The organism is Rhizobium sp. 01T437, assembly GCF_056398505.1.
This window is the reverse complement of sequence record NZ_JBFTPM010000005.1, coordinates 54,146-69,405: the sequence shown is the minus strand read 5'-3', so window position 1 is coordinate 69,405 and position 15,260 is coordinate 54,146. Positions and strand designations below refer to the sequence as shown.

At 56.4% G+C, this 15,260-nt stretch carries 17 protein-coding genes; 9 read left to right on the top strand and 8 right to left on the bottom strand.

The features are described from left to right. Nucleotides 1-11: 11 nt before the first annotated feature. The 6 genes from rsmG to hemE form a co-directional block, all read right to left on the bottom strand. Entirely contained in the window at nucleotides 12-629 is a 618-nt protein-coding gene (gene rsmG / locus AC1DM5_RS11245) for a 16S rRNA (guanine(527)-N(7))-methyltransferase RsmG (RefSeq protein WP_477819881.1), read from the bottom strand. Nucleotides 630-657: 28 nt separating this feature from the next. Beyond that, on the bottom strand, nucleotides 658-2,532 hold the full coding sequence (gene mnmG, locus AC1DM5_RS11240) for a tRNA uridine-5-carboxymethylaminomethyl(34) synthesis enzyme MnmG (RefSeq protein ID WP_477819880.1): 1,875 nt from the start codon (nucleotides 2,530-2,532) through the stop codon (nucleotides 658-660). A 65-nt stretch (nucleotides 2,533-2,597) separates the two neighbouring features. Beyond that, complete coding sequence (mnmE, locus tag AC1DM5_RS11235; RefSeq protein WP_477819879.1) at nucleotides 2,598-3,920, bottom strand: tRNA uridine-5-carboxymethylaminomethyl(34) synthesis GTPase MnmE; 1,323 nt, start codon at nucleotides 3,918-3,920, stop codon at nucleotides 2,598-2,600. Between the two features lie 105 nt (nucleotides 3,921-4,025). After that, nucleotides 4,026-5,291 (bottom strand): transcription termination factor Rho, encoded by a 1,266-nt coding sequence (gene rho, locus AC1DM5_RS11230; RefSeq protein ID WP_113183685.1) that lies wholly within the window; start codon nucleotides 5,289-5,291, stop codon nucleotides 4,026-4,028. Nucleotides 5,292-5,489: 198 nt separating this feature from the next. Further along, nucleotides 5,490-6,026, bottom strand: coding sequence for a protoporphyrinogen oxidase HemJ (gene hemJ / locus AC1DM5_RS11225; RefSeq protein WP_007813813.1), 537 nt, complete (start codon nucleotides 6,024-6,026; stop codon nucleotides 5,490-5,492). Next, nucleotides 6,026-7,063 carry a uroporphyrinogen decarboxylase gene (hemE, locus tag AC1DM5_RS11220; RefSeq protein ID WP_477819878.1) on the bottom strand — a complete coding sequence of 346 codons (1,038 nt, stop codon included), beginning with the start codon at nucleotides 7,061-7,063 and terminating at the stop codon, nucleotides 6,026-6,028. Before hemE ends, hemJ begins: the two co-directional genes overlap by 1 nt. Before the next feature lie 402 nt (nucleotides 7,064-7,465). Between hemE and AC1DM5_RS11215 the strand changes: the two genes are divergently transcribed. Genes AC1DM5_RS11215 through dnaQ form a run of 5 tightly spaced genes read left to right on the top strand, consistent with a single transcriptional unit; the run spans nucleotide 7,466 to nucleotide 11,092 of the window. Beyond that, a complete protein-coding gene (locus AC1DM5_RS11215) occupies nucleotides 7,466-8,287 on the top strand; it encodes a pyruvate, water dikinase regulatory protein (protein ID WP_007813808.1) in 822 nt (273 codons plus the stop codon). 35 nt (nucleotides 8,288-8,322) lie between these two features. Then, on the top strand, nucleotides 8,323-8,922 hold the full coding sequence (locus tag AC1DM5_RS11210; protein ID WP_477819877.1) for a Maf-like protein: 600 nt from the start codon (nucleotides 8,323-8,325) through the stop codon (nucleotides 8,920-8,922). Next, nucleotides 8,915-9,772 (top strand): shikimate dehydrogenase, encoded by an 858-nt coding sequence (locus AC1DM5_RS11205; protein WP_477819876.1) that lies wholly within the window; start codon nucleotides 8,915-8,917, stop codon nucleotides 9,770-9,772. The genes AC1DM5_RS11210 and AC1DM5_RS11205 overlap by 8 nt, the downstream gene beginning before the upstream one ends. Continuing rightward, nucleotides 9,772-10,383, top strand: a complete 612-nt coding sequence (coaE, locus tag AC1DM5_RS11200) for a dephospho-CoA kinase (protein WP_477819875.1) — start codon at nucleotides 9,772-9,774, stop codon at nucleotides 10,381-10,383. The genes AC1DM5_RS11205 and coaE overlap by 1 nt, the downstream gene beginning before the upstream one ends. After that, the gene (dnaQ, locus tag AC1DM5_RS11195; protein WP_477974992.1) at nucleotides 10,376-11,092 is read left to right on the top strand and encodes a DNA polymerase III subunit epsilon; all 717 of its coding nucleotides are present in this window, start codon (nucleotides 10,376-10,378) and stop codon (nucleotides 11,090-11,092) included. The genes coaE and dnaQ overlap by 8 nt, the downstream gene beginning before the upstream one ends. Before the next feature lie 58 nt (nucleotides 11,093-11,150). Here the strand turns inward: dnaQ and secB are convergent, their stop codons facing one another. Then, nucleotides 11,151-11,633, bottom strand: a complete 483-nt coding sequence (gene secB / locus AC1DM5_RS11190) for a protein-export chaperone SecB (protein WP_477819873.1) — start codon at nucleotides 11,631-11,633, stop codon at nucleotides 11,151-11,153. A 98-nt stretch (nucleotides 11,634-11,731) separates the two neighbouring features. Beyond that, a complete protein-coding gene (locus AC1DM5_RS11185) occupies nucleotides 11,732-12,250 on the bottom strand; it encodes an FxsA family protein (RefSeq protein ID WP_477819872.1) in 519 nt (172 codons plus the stop codon). A 126-nt stretch (nucleotides 12,251-12,376) separates the two neighbouring features. Between AC1DM5_RS11185 and AC1DM5_RS11180 the strand changes: the two genes are divergently transcribed. The 4 genes from AC1DM5_RS11180 to AC1DM5_RS11165 are packed head-to-tail and all read left to right on the top strand — an operon-like array spanning nucleotide 12,377 to nucleotide 15,132. Next, nucleotides 12,377-13,081 carry a Tim44/TimA family putative adaptor protein gene (locus AC1DM5_RS11180; protein ID WP_477819871.1) on the top strand — a complete coding sequence of 235 codons (705 nt, stop codon included), beginning with the start codon at nucleotides 12,377-12,379 and terminating at the stop codon, nucleotides 13,079-13,081. Next, complete coding sequence (gene mltA / locus AC1DM5_RS11175; RefSeq protein ID WP_477819870.1) at nucleotides 13,074-14,189, top strand: murein transglycosylase A; 1,116 nt, start codon at nucleotides 13,074-13,076, stop codon at nucleotides 14,187-14,189. Before AC1DM5_RS11180 ends, mltA begins: the two co-directional genes overlap by 8 nt. Next, entirely contained in the window at nucleotides 14,189-14,758 is a 570-nt protein-coding gene (locus AC1DM5_RS11170; protein ID WP_477819869.1) for a Smr/MutS family protein, read from the top strand. The genes mltA and AC1DM5_RS11170 overlap by 1 nt, the downstream gene beginning before the upstream one ends. Beyond that, nucleotides 14,755-15,132 (top strand): helix-turn-helix domain-containing protein, encoded by a 378-nt coding sequence (locus AC1DM5_RS11165; protein ID WP_113322164.1) that lies wholly within the window; start codon nucleotides 14,755-14,757, stop codon nucleotides 15,130-15,132. Before AC1DM5_RS11170 ends, AC1DM5_RS11165 begins: the two co-directional genes overlap by 4 nt. Nucleotides 15,133-15,260: the final 128 nt, after the last annotated feature.

The following is a 15,260-nucleotide window of genomic DNA, read 5'->3' as shown; positions in this document are numbered from 1 at the left end:
TATCCGTTTCGTTAGACCAGGCGCTGGAGACTTGATATTTCGAGAATTACAGAATCTTGCTCAACAGCGCTATTGTGTTCTAGCAGATCAAAACTCCAGCGGCCATGTGCTTTCTGGATCTCTCTTTGGTAATCCCGGCCTTTATGAAAATATGCGCGATTATTATCCTTTCCAACCATCCAGGGCGCCGCGTATTCAATCAGCTTATCGAGATCGGCTAGCGCACGGGCGGAAATAGCGTCGCAAGCAGATATTGCTACCGGCGCATCTTCGATCCTGATAGCGTGTACCTCGCCTCGCGCGCCGGTTTCTCGCAAAGCGGTGCGCAGAAATGCCGCCTTCTTATTGTTACTCTCCACCAGGTGAACCCAACCTTGTTGCTGTTCGGCCAGGAAGATCGCGGTGATCACACCCGGAAAACCGCCGCCGCTTCCGAGATCGATCCAGGTTTGCGGGTGAGGGGAGATCTGAAATATCTGCGCACTATCCGCGATATGCCGGTTCCACATATCACTCATGGTCGAAGGGGCGACGAGGTTGATCGCCTTGGCCCATTTCGTGAAAAGCTCTGCGAAATATTGCAGACGTTCTTGTGTTTCACGTGAAACACGCAATCCGTTTAATTCCATTCCCGAAGACTCTCAAACCTTGCAGCGACTATGCAACCTGCCCACGAACACTTTCACCGCGACGCAAATGCACCAGCAAAAGCGAAATCGCCGCTGGCGTCATGCCTTCCACTTTCAGAGCCTGAGCGATGTTGGCCGGCCTCTGTGTGTTGAGCTTATTCTTCAGCTCATTCGAGAGTCCCGAAAGGCTGCTGTAGTCAAAGCCCTCAGGAATCAAGCGCGCCTCATCTCGCCGCTGTGCCTCGATGGCCGCGGTCTGACGATCCATATAAACCGAATAGACCGCCTCTATCTCCAGAGCCTCGACAACCTTCTCGGAGAAGGACTTCAGATCTCCCCACACCTGCTCCAACTGCGAAAATGCATATTCGGGATAGGAAAGAAGTTCATAGGCAGTTCGGCGCTGGCCATCGAGATTGAGGTTAAGTCCTGCCTTACGCGCCTCATTCGGCGTAACGGATAGAGACTGAAGGAGCGTTCGACCGCTCTCCAACTCTTCTTGATATGCCACAAAACGAGCTTGGCGTTCAGTGGAAACACCCCCAAGTTCGATCGCACCTGGCGTAAGCCTCGCGTCAGCATTATCGGCGCGGAGTGTCAATCGATACTCGGCGCGAGATGTAAACATTCGATACGGCTCCGTAACACCCCGCGTCGTCAGGTCATCAATCATGACGCCGATATAGGAGTTCGTACGACTGAACATAAAAGGTTTGGAATTGCCACTCGACAATGCGGCGTTGAGACCTGCAGCAAGACCCTGGGCGCCGGCCTCTTCATAACCTGTCGTCCCGTTAATCTGCCCAGCCAAAAAGAGCCCTGGAAGTTTTTTAACTTCCAATGTTGCCGTCAACTCTCTTGGGTCGACATGGTCATATTCAATCGCGTAGCCAGGATGCAATATTTCTACGCGCTCCAGACCAGGAATCGTCCTGATGAACGCGGCTTGAACGTCGGCCGGCAGCGACGTCGAAATCCCGTTTGGATAGACGGTATCGTCGTCAAGCCCTTCAGGTTCCAAGAAAATCTGATGTCCGTCCCTCTCGCCAAACTTAACGAGCTTGTCTTCAATCGATGGGCAATATCGCGGACCGACACCTTCGATCTGTCCAGAATACATCGCCGATTTTTGCAGGTTAGCGACGATGATGCGGTGCGTCGCCTCTGTTGTTCGCGTTACGCCGCATTCGACCTGTGGATTCACGATCCGATCGGTCATGAAGGAGAACGGCACCAGCTCGTCATCGGCAGCCTGACGCCCGACAGATTCCCAATCAATCGTTTTCCCGTTCAAGCGAGCCGGTGTTCCTGTCTTGAGACGGCCCAACTTCAAACCCAATCGCAGGAACGTCGTTGAAAGCCCCATCGAAGGTGGCTCCCCGGTGCGTCCTGCAGGTGTCTTCTCATTTCCTATATGGATAAGTCCCCGAAGGAACGTGCCTGTCGTGATAACAACCGACGGGCCTACGATGAGCCTTCCATCCTTCATTATTACGCCAGCGACTCGATTGCTTTTGATATTCAAATCAAATGCGTCGCCTTCGATCACATCAAGGTTCTCAATTGCCTCGATGGCATTCAACATGGCGAGTCGATAGAGCTTGCGATCGGCTTGAGTGCGCGGGCCACGCACCGCTGCACCCTTCTTCTTATTCAACATACGAAACTGGATACCTGCGGCATCAGCAATACGGCCCATGAGACCATCCATCGCGTCAATCTCGCGAACAAGATGGCCCTTGCCAAGCCCGCCGATGGCCGGATTGCAGGACATTACGCCGATCGTGTCACGCCGATGCGTGATCAAGGCAGTTTTCGCGCCCATCCTCGCGGCAGCCGCGGCTGCTTCCGATCCGGCATGACCGCCTCCGATCACGATAACGTCATAACTACTGGCGCTCATGCGCTACTCCACAAAAGGTTTCACGTGAAACTTCTCACGCCGTTGCCGCCGGCGTTCCACGTGAATCATTTTCCGATACAAAACTCCGAAAAGATGACGCCAAGAAGATCTTCAACGTCGACCCGTCCAGTGATGCGCCCCAGATGATCACCGGCGAATCTTAAAGATTCCGCCCTGATCTCCAGGCTTTGCTCTGCCTGATCGATTGCCGCCGATAGGGCAGTCAGGCATTTCGAGAGCGAATCCTTATGTCGCTCCCGTGTCGGAACGGACAAAGACAATCCCTCAAACTTCTGTTCGATGAAGGAAGAAACAAAGTCCCGAAGTTCCGGAAGACCTTCACCTGTCGTCGTGGAAATCTGAAGGTCGTATGAAGCAGTTAAAGAATATAGGTCCCGCTTGGTGCCAACAATAACATGCGATGAAGCGCGTTCCAAGTCGATAGGATCTATTGGTGACGGCGACCCCATGTCGGCCAGAAAGAGCACGAGATCAGCATTGTTCAATGCCAGCTGCGCTCTCTTGATACCTTCCTGCTCTACTATATCGGCTGTGTCTCGCAAACCCGCTGTGTCGTAGAGCTTGACCAGATAGCCATTCAGATTGATATCGACATGAAGCACGTCGCGCGTCGTGCCAGCTATGTCGGTAACGATTGCCACGTCCCTTTGCGCAAACCAGTTCATCAAGCTGGACTTACCAGCATTGGGCGCCCCAGCAATAACAACTTTAAAACCATCTCGGACAATCTCTCCCATTTCAGCATGGGAAAGATGATCCTCCATCTCTCGCCGAAGCTCCGCCAACGACACCCAGATCTGATCCGAAACAGACCCGGGAACGTCGTCTTCATCCGGAAAATCCAGTTCGGCTTCAATCAAGGCGCGGGAGCGTGTAATTCGTTCCGCCCACGAATCATATAGGCGCGACAGACCGCCAGAGCTCTGTTCCAGCGCCAAACGACGCTGCATTTCCGTTTCAGCCGCGATAAGGTCCGCTAATCCCTCAACCTCAACAAGATCGAGCTTGCCGTTTTCAAAGGCGCGACGACTGAACTCGCCTTCCATTGCAAGTCTCGTCCCGGGAAAGATTGCCAGTTCTCTCGAGAGGGCCGATATGACTGCTCTGGAACCGTGAACCTGGAATTCCGCAGAGTCTTCGCCGGTAAAGGAAGCCGGACCAGGAAAGAAAAGAACTAGCCCTGCATCGATCGGAAAACCGTTCCGAGTCCGAATCGTTCTGTAGGTGGCCGTTCGCGGTGATGGAACCCCGCCAATCAGCGCCTCTAGGATTAGACTGGTCTGGGGGCCACTGACACGAACAACCGACACACCTGACGGCGGGGCGCCACTCGAAAGAGCAAATATGGTGTCGTTCCACGTTTCCATATGGTCTTCGGCCTATCAGTTCGTTTCCGAATTAATTCGAAACAGAAAAGGCTGGTGGTCGTGTGAACGACTCACCAGCCTCAGTGTGAGGAATCCGGCTAATAATCAGGTATTCATCGAGTCGAAGAAGTCACCATTATTCTTCGTCTGTTTCAGCTTGTCGATGAGGAATTCAATCGCATCGGTCGTTCCCATCGGAGCGAGGATACGGCGCAGAACGAAGATCTTCTGCAGATCTTGACGCGGAACGAGCAGGTCTTCCTTGCGCGTGCCCGACTTGAGAATATCCATGGCCGGGAAGATACGCTTGTCAGCGACCTTACGATCGAGAACGATTTCAGAGTTACCGGTGCCCTTGAACTCTTCGAAGATAACTTCGTCCATACGGCTACCCGTGTCGATGAGAGCCGTTGCGATGATGGTGAGCGAACCACCTTCTTCAATGTTACGTGCTGCACCGAAGAAGCGCTTCGGGCGCTGGAGCGCGTTGGCATCGACACCACCAGTCAGAACCTTACCGGACGAAGGAACGACAGTATTGTAGGCGCGGCCAAGTCGGGTGATGGAATCGAGCAGGATGACAACGTCACGGCCATGTTCCACGAGGCGCTTGGCCTTTTCGATCACCATTTCGGCGACCTGAACGTGGCGGACTGCCGGCTCATCGAACGTCGACGAGACGACTTCGCCGCGCACGGAGCGCTGCATGTCCGTGACTTCTTCAGGACGTTCATCAATGAGCAGAACGATCAGATAGCATTCCGGATGGTTCGCTGTAATCGAGTGAGCGATATTCTGGAGCAGAACCGTCTTACCCGTACGTGGCGGAGCAACAATCAGACCACGCTGGCCCTTACCGAGCGGTGCCACGAGATCGATGACACGCGACGAGAGATCCTTGGAGGTTGGAACATCGAGTTCCATCTTAAAACGCTCGTTCGGATAGAGCGGCGTCAGGTTGTCGAAGTGAACCTTATGACGGATCTTTTCGGGATCATCGAAATTGATTGTGTTGACCTTGAGAAGCGCGAAATAACGTTCGCCTTCCTTCGGACCGCGGATCGGACCCTCGACCGTATCGCCGGTCTTCAGAGAGAAGCGGCGAATCTGGGAGGGAGAGATGTAGATATCGTCCGGGCCGGGCAGATAGTTGGCATTTGCGGAGCGCAGAAACCCGAAACCATCCTGCAGGACCTCAACGACGCCTTCACCGATGATTTCGATATCCTGGCTGGCAAGAACCTTGAGGATTGCAAACATGAGCTCCTGCTTGCGCATCGTGCTCGCATTTTCGACCTCGAGCGATTCGGCAAAAGCCAGAAGATCCGTCGGGGATTTACTCTTAAGTTCCTGAAGCTTCATTTCAGCCATGAAGTGACCAATACTCGTTATTTTATAAGGGGAAAGGCGATGTTGGGTCGTATTCGGTACTGCGAAAGGGGCTCGCAGGCGACTGAACTCTACACACATGCCACGAAGATGAGATGGCCGGAAAATAGCGAGTCGGAACCCGACCCGCAAGGGGGCTGCTTAAAATGACTGAAATTTAACCTCAGCAACCCCAGGGCTTCAAAAAGGCTTCACCACCACCAGGATAACGATGAGGATCATCAGTGCTGTTGGCGCCTCGTTCATGAAGCGCCAGTAACGTGCCGAGCGACGGTTTTCATCCCGTTCGAACGCCCGGACAGCTCTGCTGAAAAAAACATGGACGATTGTCAGGAGGACAACCAACCCGATCTTCGCATGTAGCCAGCCGCCGTGGAAACCATAGACCGACCAGGCGAGATAAAGACCGAGAATCCAGGTCAACATCATCGCCGGGTTCATGATGATCTTGAGCAGCCGCCGCTCCATCACCTTGAAGGTCTCGGATTGAACCGAACCAGGTTCTGCATCCGTGTGGTAGATGAAAAGGCGGGGCATGTAGAAAAGCCCGGCCATCCACGAGATCACGGCGATGATGTGAAGGGCCTTGATCCAGAGATAGAGATTATCAGGGTTCCAGACGAAGAGCCCGACAGCCAGAAGAGCGAAGAAGGCCAGCGCAAAATGGGCACGCCGGCGGGCATAGGCACCCGGCTTTTGATCCGTCTGCTTTTCCATCACGCAGCCCCCGTGCCACGCACGCGCTCCACAAGAAGGCGTACATTCTCTGGATCCGCCTGCGGCGTAATGCCATGACCGAGATTGAAGATCAGCGGTCCATCTCCGAGCACCTGAAGAATATCGTCGATACCTTCCTCCAGCGAATGACCGCCAGCCACGACACGCATCGGATCGAGATTGCCCTGCACGGGTCCGTCCTTCTGCAGCTCGGCGGCAAAGGCAAGTGGTACGGACCAGTCGAGCCCGATCGCATCTGCTCCGGTTTTCTGCCGGTAAGTCTTGAGCATGTAGCCCGCACCTTTGGCAAAGGCGATGATCCGCGCTTGCGGCCGCCGCGCCCTGATCGACGCGATCATGCGCGCCACGGGACGGATTGCGAAAGCTTCAAATTCCCTCTCGCCGAGGACACCGGCCCAGGAATCGAAGATTTGCACCGCATCAGCGCCAGCATCGATCTGCGCCACGAGATAATCTGCAGAGACATCCGCAAGCAGCATCAGCAGGTATTCGAAGGCGCGCGGATGCCTGTAGGCGAAGAGGCGAGCGGGTGCCTGATCCGGCGTGCCATGACCGGCAATCATGTAGGTCGCAACCGTCCAGGGCGCGCCACAGAAGCCAAGGAGGGTTGTCTCAGTGGGCAGCTCATTCCTCAGGCGCTTCACCGTCTCCAGGACTGGCTGCAGGTAATCGACAACGCTTTCTCCATCCAGGCCGGCGATACCCGCCTCGTCGATCGGATCCATCTCAGGGCCATGCCCCTCGGTAAAGCGCACATTGCGCTTCATCGCATCAGGGATGACCAGGATATCGGAAAACAGGATAGCGGCATCAAAGCCATAGCGGCGTATCGGCTGAAGCGTGACCTCGACGGCATGATCAGGCGAATAACAGAGATCGAGGAAACTTCCTGCCTTCGCGCGCGTTTCCCTGTACTCGGGCAGATATCGACCCGCCTGCCTCATGAGCCAGAGGGGTGGGGGCGTCAGGGTCTCGCCATCAAGAACCCGCATAATTTTCCGGCGCGTTTTGCTCAAGCGCTTCTTCCCTATAAAAATACAAAGATATTTTAAAAGGTTTCTATTTCTTAGAGTCGGTGTCTATCAAGGATTAAAATCCATCCACTGACAGCGCGATTTGTCGCGCAGGCTGAGTTAGCGGGAACCGAGATTCGTATATTTGCGCTTAAACCGGTAGGAAATTCGAATCCCGCATAGATTCCAGAAGGTTCCAGGAATTCATTTTGTCACCCATCTTGTGGATAAGCTGTGCATCGTTTTGGGAAGCATAACCACAGTCCCCACACTCCACAGGCATCTCTGAAACGACCTCCGAAAGTTCCGGATGTGGATAAGGAGGCATGTTTTCCCTTGCCTCGATCCCGGCCACGCCATTAGCTCTTCGCTGTCCAGTCTTTTCAACAGGCAGCGGAAAATAGCGTGGAGAACAGAACGAACTTCTTCCATCTGCATCTGATTTCTGACTCGACCGGAGAGACTCTGATCTCCGCCGGTCGTGCCGCGTCGGCGCAGTTCAAGTCTTCTCAGCCGATCGAACACGTCTATCCGCTGATCAGAAACCGCAAGCAGCTGATGCCGGTGCTTCAGGCGATCGACAGTGAACCCGGCATTGTTCTCTACACGATCGTCGATCCGGAGCTTGCCAGCATCATTGATGAACGCTGCGCAGAAATGGGCGTGGCCTCGGTCAATGTTCTGGAACCGGTTATCGGCGCATTCCAGATCTATCTCGGCGCTCCCTCCAGAAGGCGGGTCGGCGCTCAGCACGTGATGAATGCCGGCTACTTCGCGCGCATCGAAGCGTTGAATTTCACCATGGACCATGACGACGGTCAAATGCCGGAGGATTATAACGAAGCCGATGTCGTCATCGTCGGCATCAGCCGTACGTCGAAGACGCCGACCAGCATCTATCTCGCAAACCGTGGCATCAAGACCGCGAATATCCCGATCGTCTATGGCGTGCCTTTGCCCGAGGCTTTGGCGGCCGCGACCAAACCTTTGATCGTCTGCCTTATCGCCACCACGGATCGGATTTCTCAAGTCCGCGAAAATCGTCTGCTCGGATCGACGCCGGGTTTCGACCAGGAACACTATACCGACCGTGCAGCAATTTCGGAGGAGCTGAAATATGCGCGCTCTCTTTGTGCCCGCCATAACTGGCCGATGATCGACGTCACCCGGCGCTCGATCGAGGAAACGGCAGCGGCGATCGTTGCCCTGCGCCCGAAGCTGCGTTAAGCGCTGAACAACTGAATCGCTCCAGAGGAACTGGGATGACACCAAAGCTCGTTCTCGCATCGTCGAGCCCATTCCGGCGGATGCTGATGGAAAATGCCGGTCTGGCCTTTGAAGCGCATCCCGCTCACATCGATGAACGGGCAATCGAGGCCCCTCTGGAAAAATCGGGCGCCACGCCCGATCAGGTGGCGCTCGTTCTTGCCGAAGCAAAGGCGGATGAGGTCAGCCGGCGCTTCGGCGATGCACTCGTCATCGGCTCGGATCAGACGATGTCGCTCGGCGCTCAGGTCTTTCACAAGCCCAAGGATATGGCGGATGCAGCCAATCATCTGAGCATGCTTGGCGGCAGAACACACCGCTTGAACAGCGCGATTGCGATTGTCAGAGATGGCGAAGTCCTATGGCAGCACGTGGCGCATGCGGAACTGACGATGCGTCCGCTGACCGATGATTTTATTGCGCGCCATCTCAAGCGCGTGGGACCAAAGGCTCTGGCAAGCGTCGGTGCCTATCAGCTTGAGGGGGAAGGGATCCAGCTGTTCGAGAAGATCGACGGAGATTATTTCACGATCCTCGGTCTGCCGATGTTGCCTCTCCTTGCAAAACTCCGGGAACTGGATGCGATCGATGGATGATTCACGTGAAACACACGGGCCGAAAGCGTTTGTCACGGGTTTTCCCGTCAAGCATTCGCGCTCACCATTGATCCACGGCTACTGGCTGAAGACGCTCGATCTGCCCGGTAGCTATCGGGCGCATGAGGTTGCCCCGGAAATCTTTGCAGATTTCATCGCCTCGTTAAAGAACGGCAGCGCCGGTTTCGTTGGCGGCAATGTCACGATCCCGCACAAGGAGATGGCGTTCAAACTGGCCGACCAACCGGACGAACTCTCGGAAGAACTCGGCGCATCGAATACGCTGTGGCTGGAGGACGGAAAACTTCTTGCGACCAACACGGACGGCCGCGGCTTTACCGCCAATCTCGATGAACGTCATCCCGGATGGGACCGGCATGACCAGGTCGTCATTTTCGGCGCCGGCGGTGCAAGTCGCGCTGTCATTCAGGCGGTCCGCGACCGCGGCTTCAAAGAAATCCACGTCGTCAACCGCACAGTTGAGCGGGCGCAGGAACTGGCCGACCGCTTCGGCCCGAAGGTCCACGCCCATCCGACCGCCGCACTCGCCGAAGTAATGACAGGGGCGGGGCTGTTCATCAACACCACCTCTCTCGGCATGGACGGAGAGGCGGCACCCGCCATCGATTTCTCGCCAATGCTTTCGGACGCAGCCGTCACGGATATCGTCTATGTGCCGCTGAAAACACCGATCCTCGCACAGGCAGAGGAACAAGGTTTTGCTATCGTCGATGGCCTCGGCATGCTCCTGCACCAGGCGGTTCCGGGATTTGAAAAATGGTTCGGCATGCGGCCTGTCGTTGATGAAACGCTGCGCGCATTGATAACAGCGGATATGGAAAAACACTGATGCTGAAGATCGGCCTCACCGGCTCCATCGGAATGGGCAAGTCGACGGCGGCGAAGCTCTTTGCCGAAGCCGGTGTCGCGGTCAACGATTCTGACGCTGTCGTGCACGATCTCTATGCGGGCGAGGCGGCACCTCTGGTCGATGCAGCTTTCCCCGGCACGATGAAGAACGGTACCGTCGACCGTCAGGAACTTGGCAGGCAACTCGCTCGAGATCCAGCTGGCTTCAAGCGGCTCGAACAGATTGTTCATCCCCTGGTGCGCAAGCGGGAGAGTGAATTCCTGGCACGGCAGGAGGCCGCGGGAGCAGATATGATCCTGCTCGACATCCCTCTGCTTTTCGAAACCGACGCCGATCAGAGGGTGGATGTTATTGTCGTCGTCAGCGCCGATCCACAGATTCAGCGGGAGAGGGTGCTTGCGCGCCCGAACATGACGGAAGAAAAATTCAATATGATTCTCTCCCGCCAGATATCAGATGCGGAAAAACGCCGTCGGGCCGACTACATCGTGGATAGCAGCCACAGCATCGAGACGACAAGAGAACAGGTGGCAGATATCGTCGCCGACTTGAAGAAGCGGATAGCGAAGGAAGAAGTCCCACATGCGTGAGATCATTTTCGATACGGAAACCACCGGCCTCGACAACCGCACGGACCGCATCATCGAAATCGGCGGTATTGAACTCTTCAATCATTTTCCGACAGGAAGAACGCTGCACCTCTTCGTCAATCCGGGTGATCAGAAGGTTCATCCCGATGCGCTCGCCGTCCACGGCATCACCGACGAATTCCTGAAGGATAAGCCGCCTTTTGCCGATGTCTTCGAGCAGATTCTGGAATTTTTCGGCGATGGCAAGTGGATCGCCCACAACGCCACTTTCGACATGGGCTTTGTGAATGCCGAGCTTGYCAGGCTCGGCATGCCGCCGATCCTGCCAGATCGCGTTGTCGACACGCTCTCGCTTGCCCGCCGGAAGCATCCAATGGGACCGAACTCGCTCGATGCTCTCTGCCGCCGTTACGGCATCGACAACTCGCACCGTACCAAACACGGCGCTCTCCTCGACTCCGAACTTCTCGCCGAAGTCTATATCGAGATGATCGGCGGCAGGCAGGCTGCACTGGGGCTCGGCGTCGCGGGATCTGCGAGCCGGAGCAAAAGCGATACCGAGGTGGAAGAAGTCGTGGTCGCTGCCATCATGGAGAGGCCGCGGCCGCTGGCGCCGCGATTGAGCGAAGCGGAAGTTGAGGCACATGACGCCCTAGTCGCCAAGCTTGGTCAAAAGGCCGTCTGGTCGAAATACGATCAGCTCAACTGAAAATAAAAATGCCCGGGCAAAACCCGGGCATTTGAATTCGAGAGCCTGCAAAACCGGCTTAGTTCGGAACGGCCTGAACCTTGGAGCGGGCCTGTTCTTCGGCAACGCGCTGTGCGAACATCTGTGCGAAATCGATCGGGTCGATCATCAGCGGCGGGAAGCCGCCATTGCGCGTGACGTCGGCAATGATCTGGCGGGCAAACGGGAAGAGCATGCGCGGGCACTCGATGAAGAGAACCGGCAGCATGTGCTCCTGCGGGAAGCCGGCAACGCGGAAGACGCCGCCATAGACGAGCTCGGTGTGGAAGACCGTCTTGTCGCCTTCCTTGGCTTCAGCGATCAGCGAAAGCACGACATCGAAATCCGTTTCGGCCAGCGGATTGGCATTGACGTTTACATTGATGTTGATCGCCGGTGCCTTGTCGCGGGCCTGAAGCGAGCGCGGTGCGCCCGGGTTTTCGAAGGAAAGATCCTTGACGTACTGGGCAAGGATCGAAAGGGTCGGGCTCGCTGCGCCGTTGCTGCTGTTATCGTCTGCCATGGGATTTTCCTCGAGGGGCATTGAATGGTGCCGCCATCTAACATTTCGGGAATAGGCTTACAACCCTGGGCGTCCGGCGCAGTTAATGCGCCGCCATATCAGTCTCCGAGCCGTTTGCCAGACCAGGGCGACTTGCCGTTCGGTTCCCGATGATAGTCCTCTTCATCGAGATCGACCACCTTTGAATCGTCCGGCTTGCCTGGCCGGCCTCGAAATTCCGAACGCGAAGAAGCCGAAAAACCGTCGCCGCTCGCGCCAACGACAACGAAACGCTTTGCGATCGACCGCCAGAGCAGATTGCGAACCTGCGGGATAAGAAGCAGGATCGCCAGTATATCGGACAGAAAGCCCGGGATGATGAAGAGCAGCGAGGCGATGACAGTCATCGCCGGATTGAGCAGTTCCCGCCCGGGCACGGTACCGCTGCGCCCTTCGGCGGACATGCGGCGCAGGATGCCAATACCCTGCCGGCGCAAGAGGAAGGAGCCGACGACAAAGCCCAGTACGACAAGCGCCAGCGTCGCGGCAAGTCCGATTGCGCGGCCGACAATTACGAAGCCAGCGATCTCGGCAAGCGGCAGAAGCAGCGCGAAAACCGGCAGCATGGAAAAACGCATCTCTTTACCCCGAGTGGCTCGGGCTCCTCTTGGCACTGGCGAAGATACCAGCCATGATTTGAATCATTCGTATAGCCGGACTATATGGGGGTAGAAATCAGGGATGTTAACAGTGAACGGCGGGATATGAGTTCAAACGACTTCATCACATTATTTTTCTTGGTGGCGGCGGTGCTGATTTTCTTTCAGCTTCGATCCGTTCTCGGACGCCGCACGGGAAATGAGAAGCCGCCGCGTGATCTCTATACGCCACGGGATGCCGTGCAGAACGACAGCGCCGATGCCGGCAAGGTCGTGACCCTGCCGCGGCGCGATGTGAACGGGGAAGAGGAAGACCGCTTTTCCGCCATCGACGCTTTCGCACCGGCCGGCACGCCGCTGAACGAATCGCTGCGTGCGCTCAACAGAGCTGATCCCTCCTTCGACCCGAAGGAATTCTTGAATGGCGCCCGTATGGCCTACGAGATGATCGTCATGGCCTTTGCTGATGGTGACCGCAAATCGCTGAAGAACCTTCTCTCCCGAGAAGTCTATGATGGCTTCGACGCGGCGATCAGCGATCGCGAAAACAAGGGCGAGAAGATGAAGTCCACTTTCGTGGGCATCGACAAGGCTGAGATCACCCATGCCGAGACCAAGGGCAGCGAGGCGCAGATCACCGTGCGCATCATCAGTCAGCTGATCTCTGCCACCTACGACAAGAGCGACACGCTGATCGACGGCGATGCCGAGAATGTCGCGGAGGTCAACGATCTCTGGACGTTCGCTCGCGATACGCGATCGCGCGACCCCAACTGGAAACTCGTCGCGACTGAATCGGAACATGACTGACGCAGCCGGCTTTGCCCTTCAGGCAGTCAGTTTCGACGCAATGGAAGGCTGGAGGGATGACGATCCCTCCAGCCTTTTTGAAGTTATGGCTACCTGTCGCCGGCATATTTCCGAAACGAAACCTTATCGTACCGGTTCGCTGGGGCTGAGTTCAGCCGATCTCCTTCCATTGCTGGAGGAAGCAGAAACATTTCGTCCGTCTTCGGCGAAGGAAGCGCGTGGCTTTTTTGAAAAGCACTGTCAGCCATTCCGGATTGTCCGGACCGACGGCATCAGTGGTTTTGTCACCGCCTTCTACGAACCCGAAATCGATGTTTCCGACAGACAGGATGCGACCTTTCGTTTTCCGGTCTACCGACGCCCGGATGATCTCATCGATCTCGATGATCATAATCGTCCCGCGCAGTTTGATGGTTCCTACGCATTTGGACGTTTGCGTGATGGGCTGATCGATGCCTATCCGGATCGCCACGACATCGATCAGGGCTATCTTGAGGGCCGTGGTCTTGAGATCGCCTGGGCGAAATCGAAGGTCGATCTTTTCTTCGTCCATGTGCAGGGTGCTGCCCGTCTGCGCTATCCGGATGGCAGGATCGGCCGCATCACCTACGCCGCAAAAGCCGGCCACGCATTTTCGGCGATCGGCAAGCTATTGATCGACCGTGGCGAGATCGACCGTGCGAAAATTTCCATGCAGTCGGTCCGCGCATGGCTTGCCACCCATCCGGACCAAGTCGACGAAGTCCTCTGGCATAACCGATCCTATATTTTCTTCCGGGAAGCACCGGTGGACCATCCGAATGCCGGACCGATCGCCGCAGCGAAGGTGCCGCTGCTTGCGGGGCGTTCGCTCGCTGTCGACCGCCTGATCCATACTTTCGGTTTTCCATTCTTCATCCGCTCCGAAAGCCTCACACATCTCGATGCCGGCAAGCCGTTTCAACGGCTGATGCTGGCGCTGGACACCGGTTCGGCAATTGTCGGTCCCGCGCGCGGCGATATTTTCACCGGTTCGGGCCATGCTGCAGGCGAGTTGGCGGGAACGGTACGCAATGATGCCGATTTCGCAATTCTCATCCCCAATGCCGCTGCAGCGAGGTTCCTCTGATGGCGAAGGACCGCAAGCTCAGCTCAGACGAGAGAATCCTCTGGGGCAGGGTCGCTCGCAGTACCCGGCCCATGCCCGGCAAGACGGATGAACTGACTGCGCTCGACGCCTTCCTGGCGGAGGCCGAAGCGGCAGCCGAACAGGAAAAGGCGGAAAAGCAGAAGACGGCCACGCCGCTTCCGCAGCAACCGGTAGCTCAGGCGCCCGTAAAACAGCCCTCGGGCGTCCACCATCCGCTGGAGCGGCCGGTCAAGCGCAAGATCGCCAAAGGAAAACTGGCGCTGGAAGCACGGATTGATCTTCACGGCATGGTCCAGAGCGAAGCGCATTCCTTCCTGCTCGATTTCCTGATCCGCGCGCATGAACGCGGTATGCGGCACGTCCTCGTCATCACAGGCAAGGGCAGCTCAATGGGCAGCGAAGGCGCCTTGAAGCGCGCGGTGCCGCTCTGGTTCTCCAAGCCGGAATTCCGTTTTCTGATTTCGTCCTATGAGCCAGCGGCCCAACATCATGGTGGCGCAGGCGCCCTCTATATCCGCCTCTCGCGGCGGGCCGGGGAAACATCGTGACGCCGTTTGCAGAAGCAGTTCGCAAGCTGCGCGCCCGCAAGGGCGTGACGCAGAAACAGATGGCGGCGGCGCTCAATGTTTCGCCTGCCTATCTCTCGGCGCTCGAGCATGGAAAGCGCGGCGTACCGAGCTTCGATCTGCTGCAGCGCATTGCCGGCTATTTCAACATCATCTGGGACGAGGCCGAAGAACTCTTCCTCGTTGCCGGCTCTTCCGATCCGCGCGTAGTCGTCGATACCTCGGGCCTGCCGCCCGAATATACCGAATTTGCCAATCGTCTGGCCAAGCGAATTCGCAGCCTTGACAGCGCCGATATCGCCCGGTTATCGGCGCTTCTTGAAAATGACGGCAAAGGGGACGGAAAAGCGTCATAATCCCCTGATTTATGCCTTGTTTTAGGGCCTTGCCATTGGGAACTCGCTGCAAAAAACCTATATTCGACATTGAAAAAGCCGGTGATTCGCAAGGCGCGCCGTTGCTTACGACAACAGGGAAAATCTCA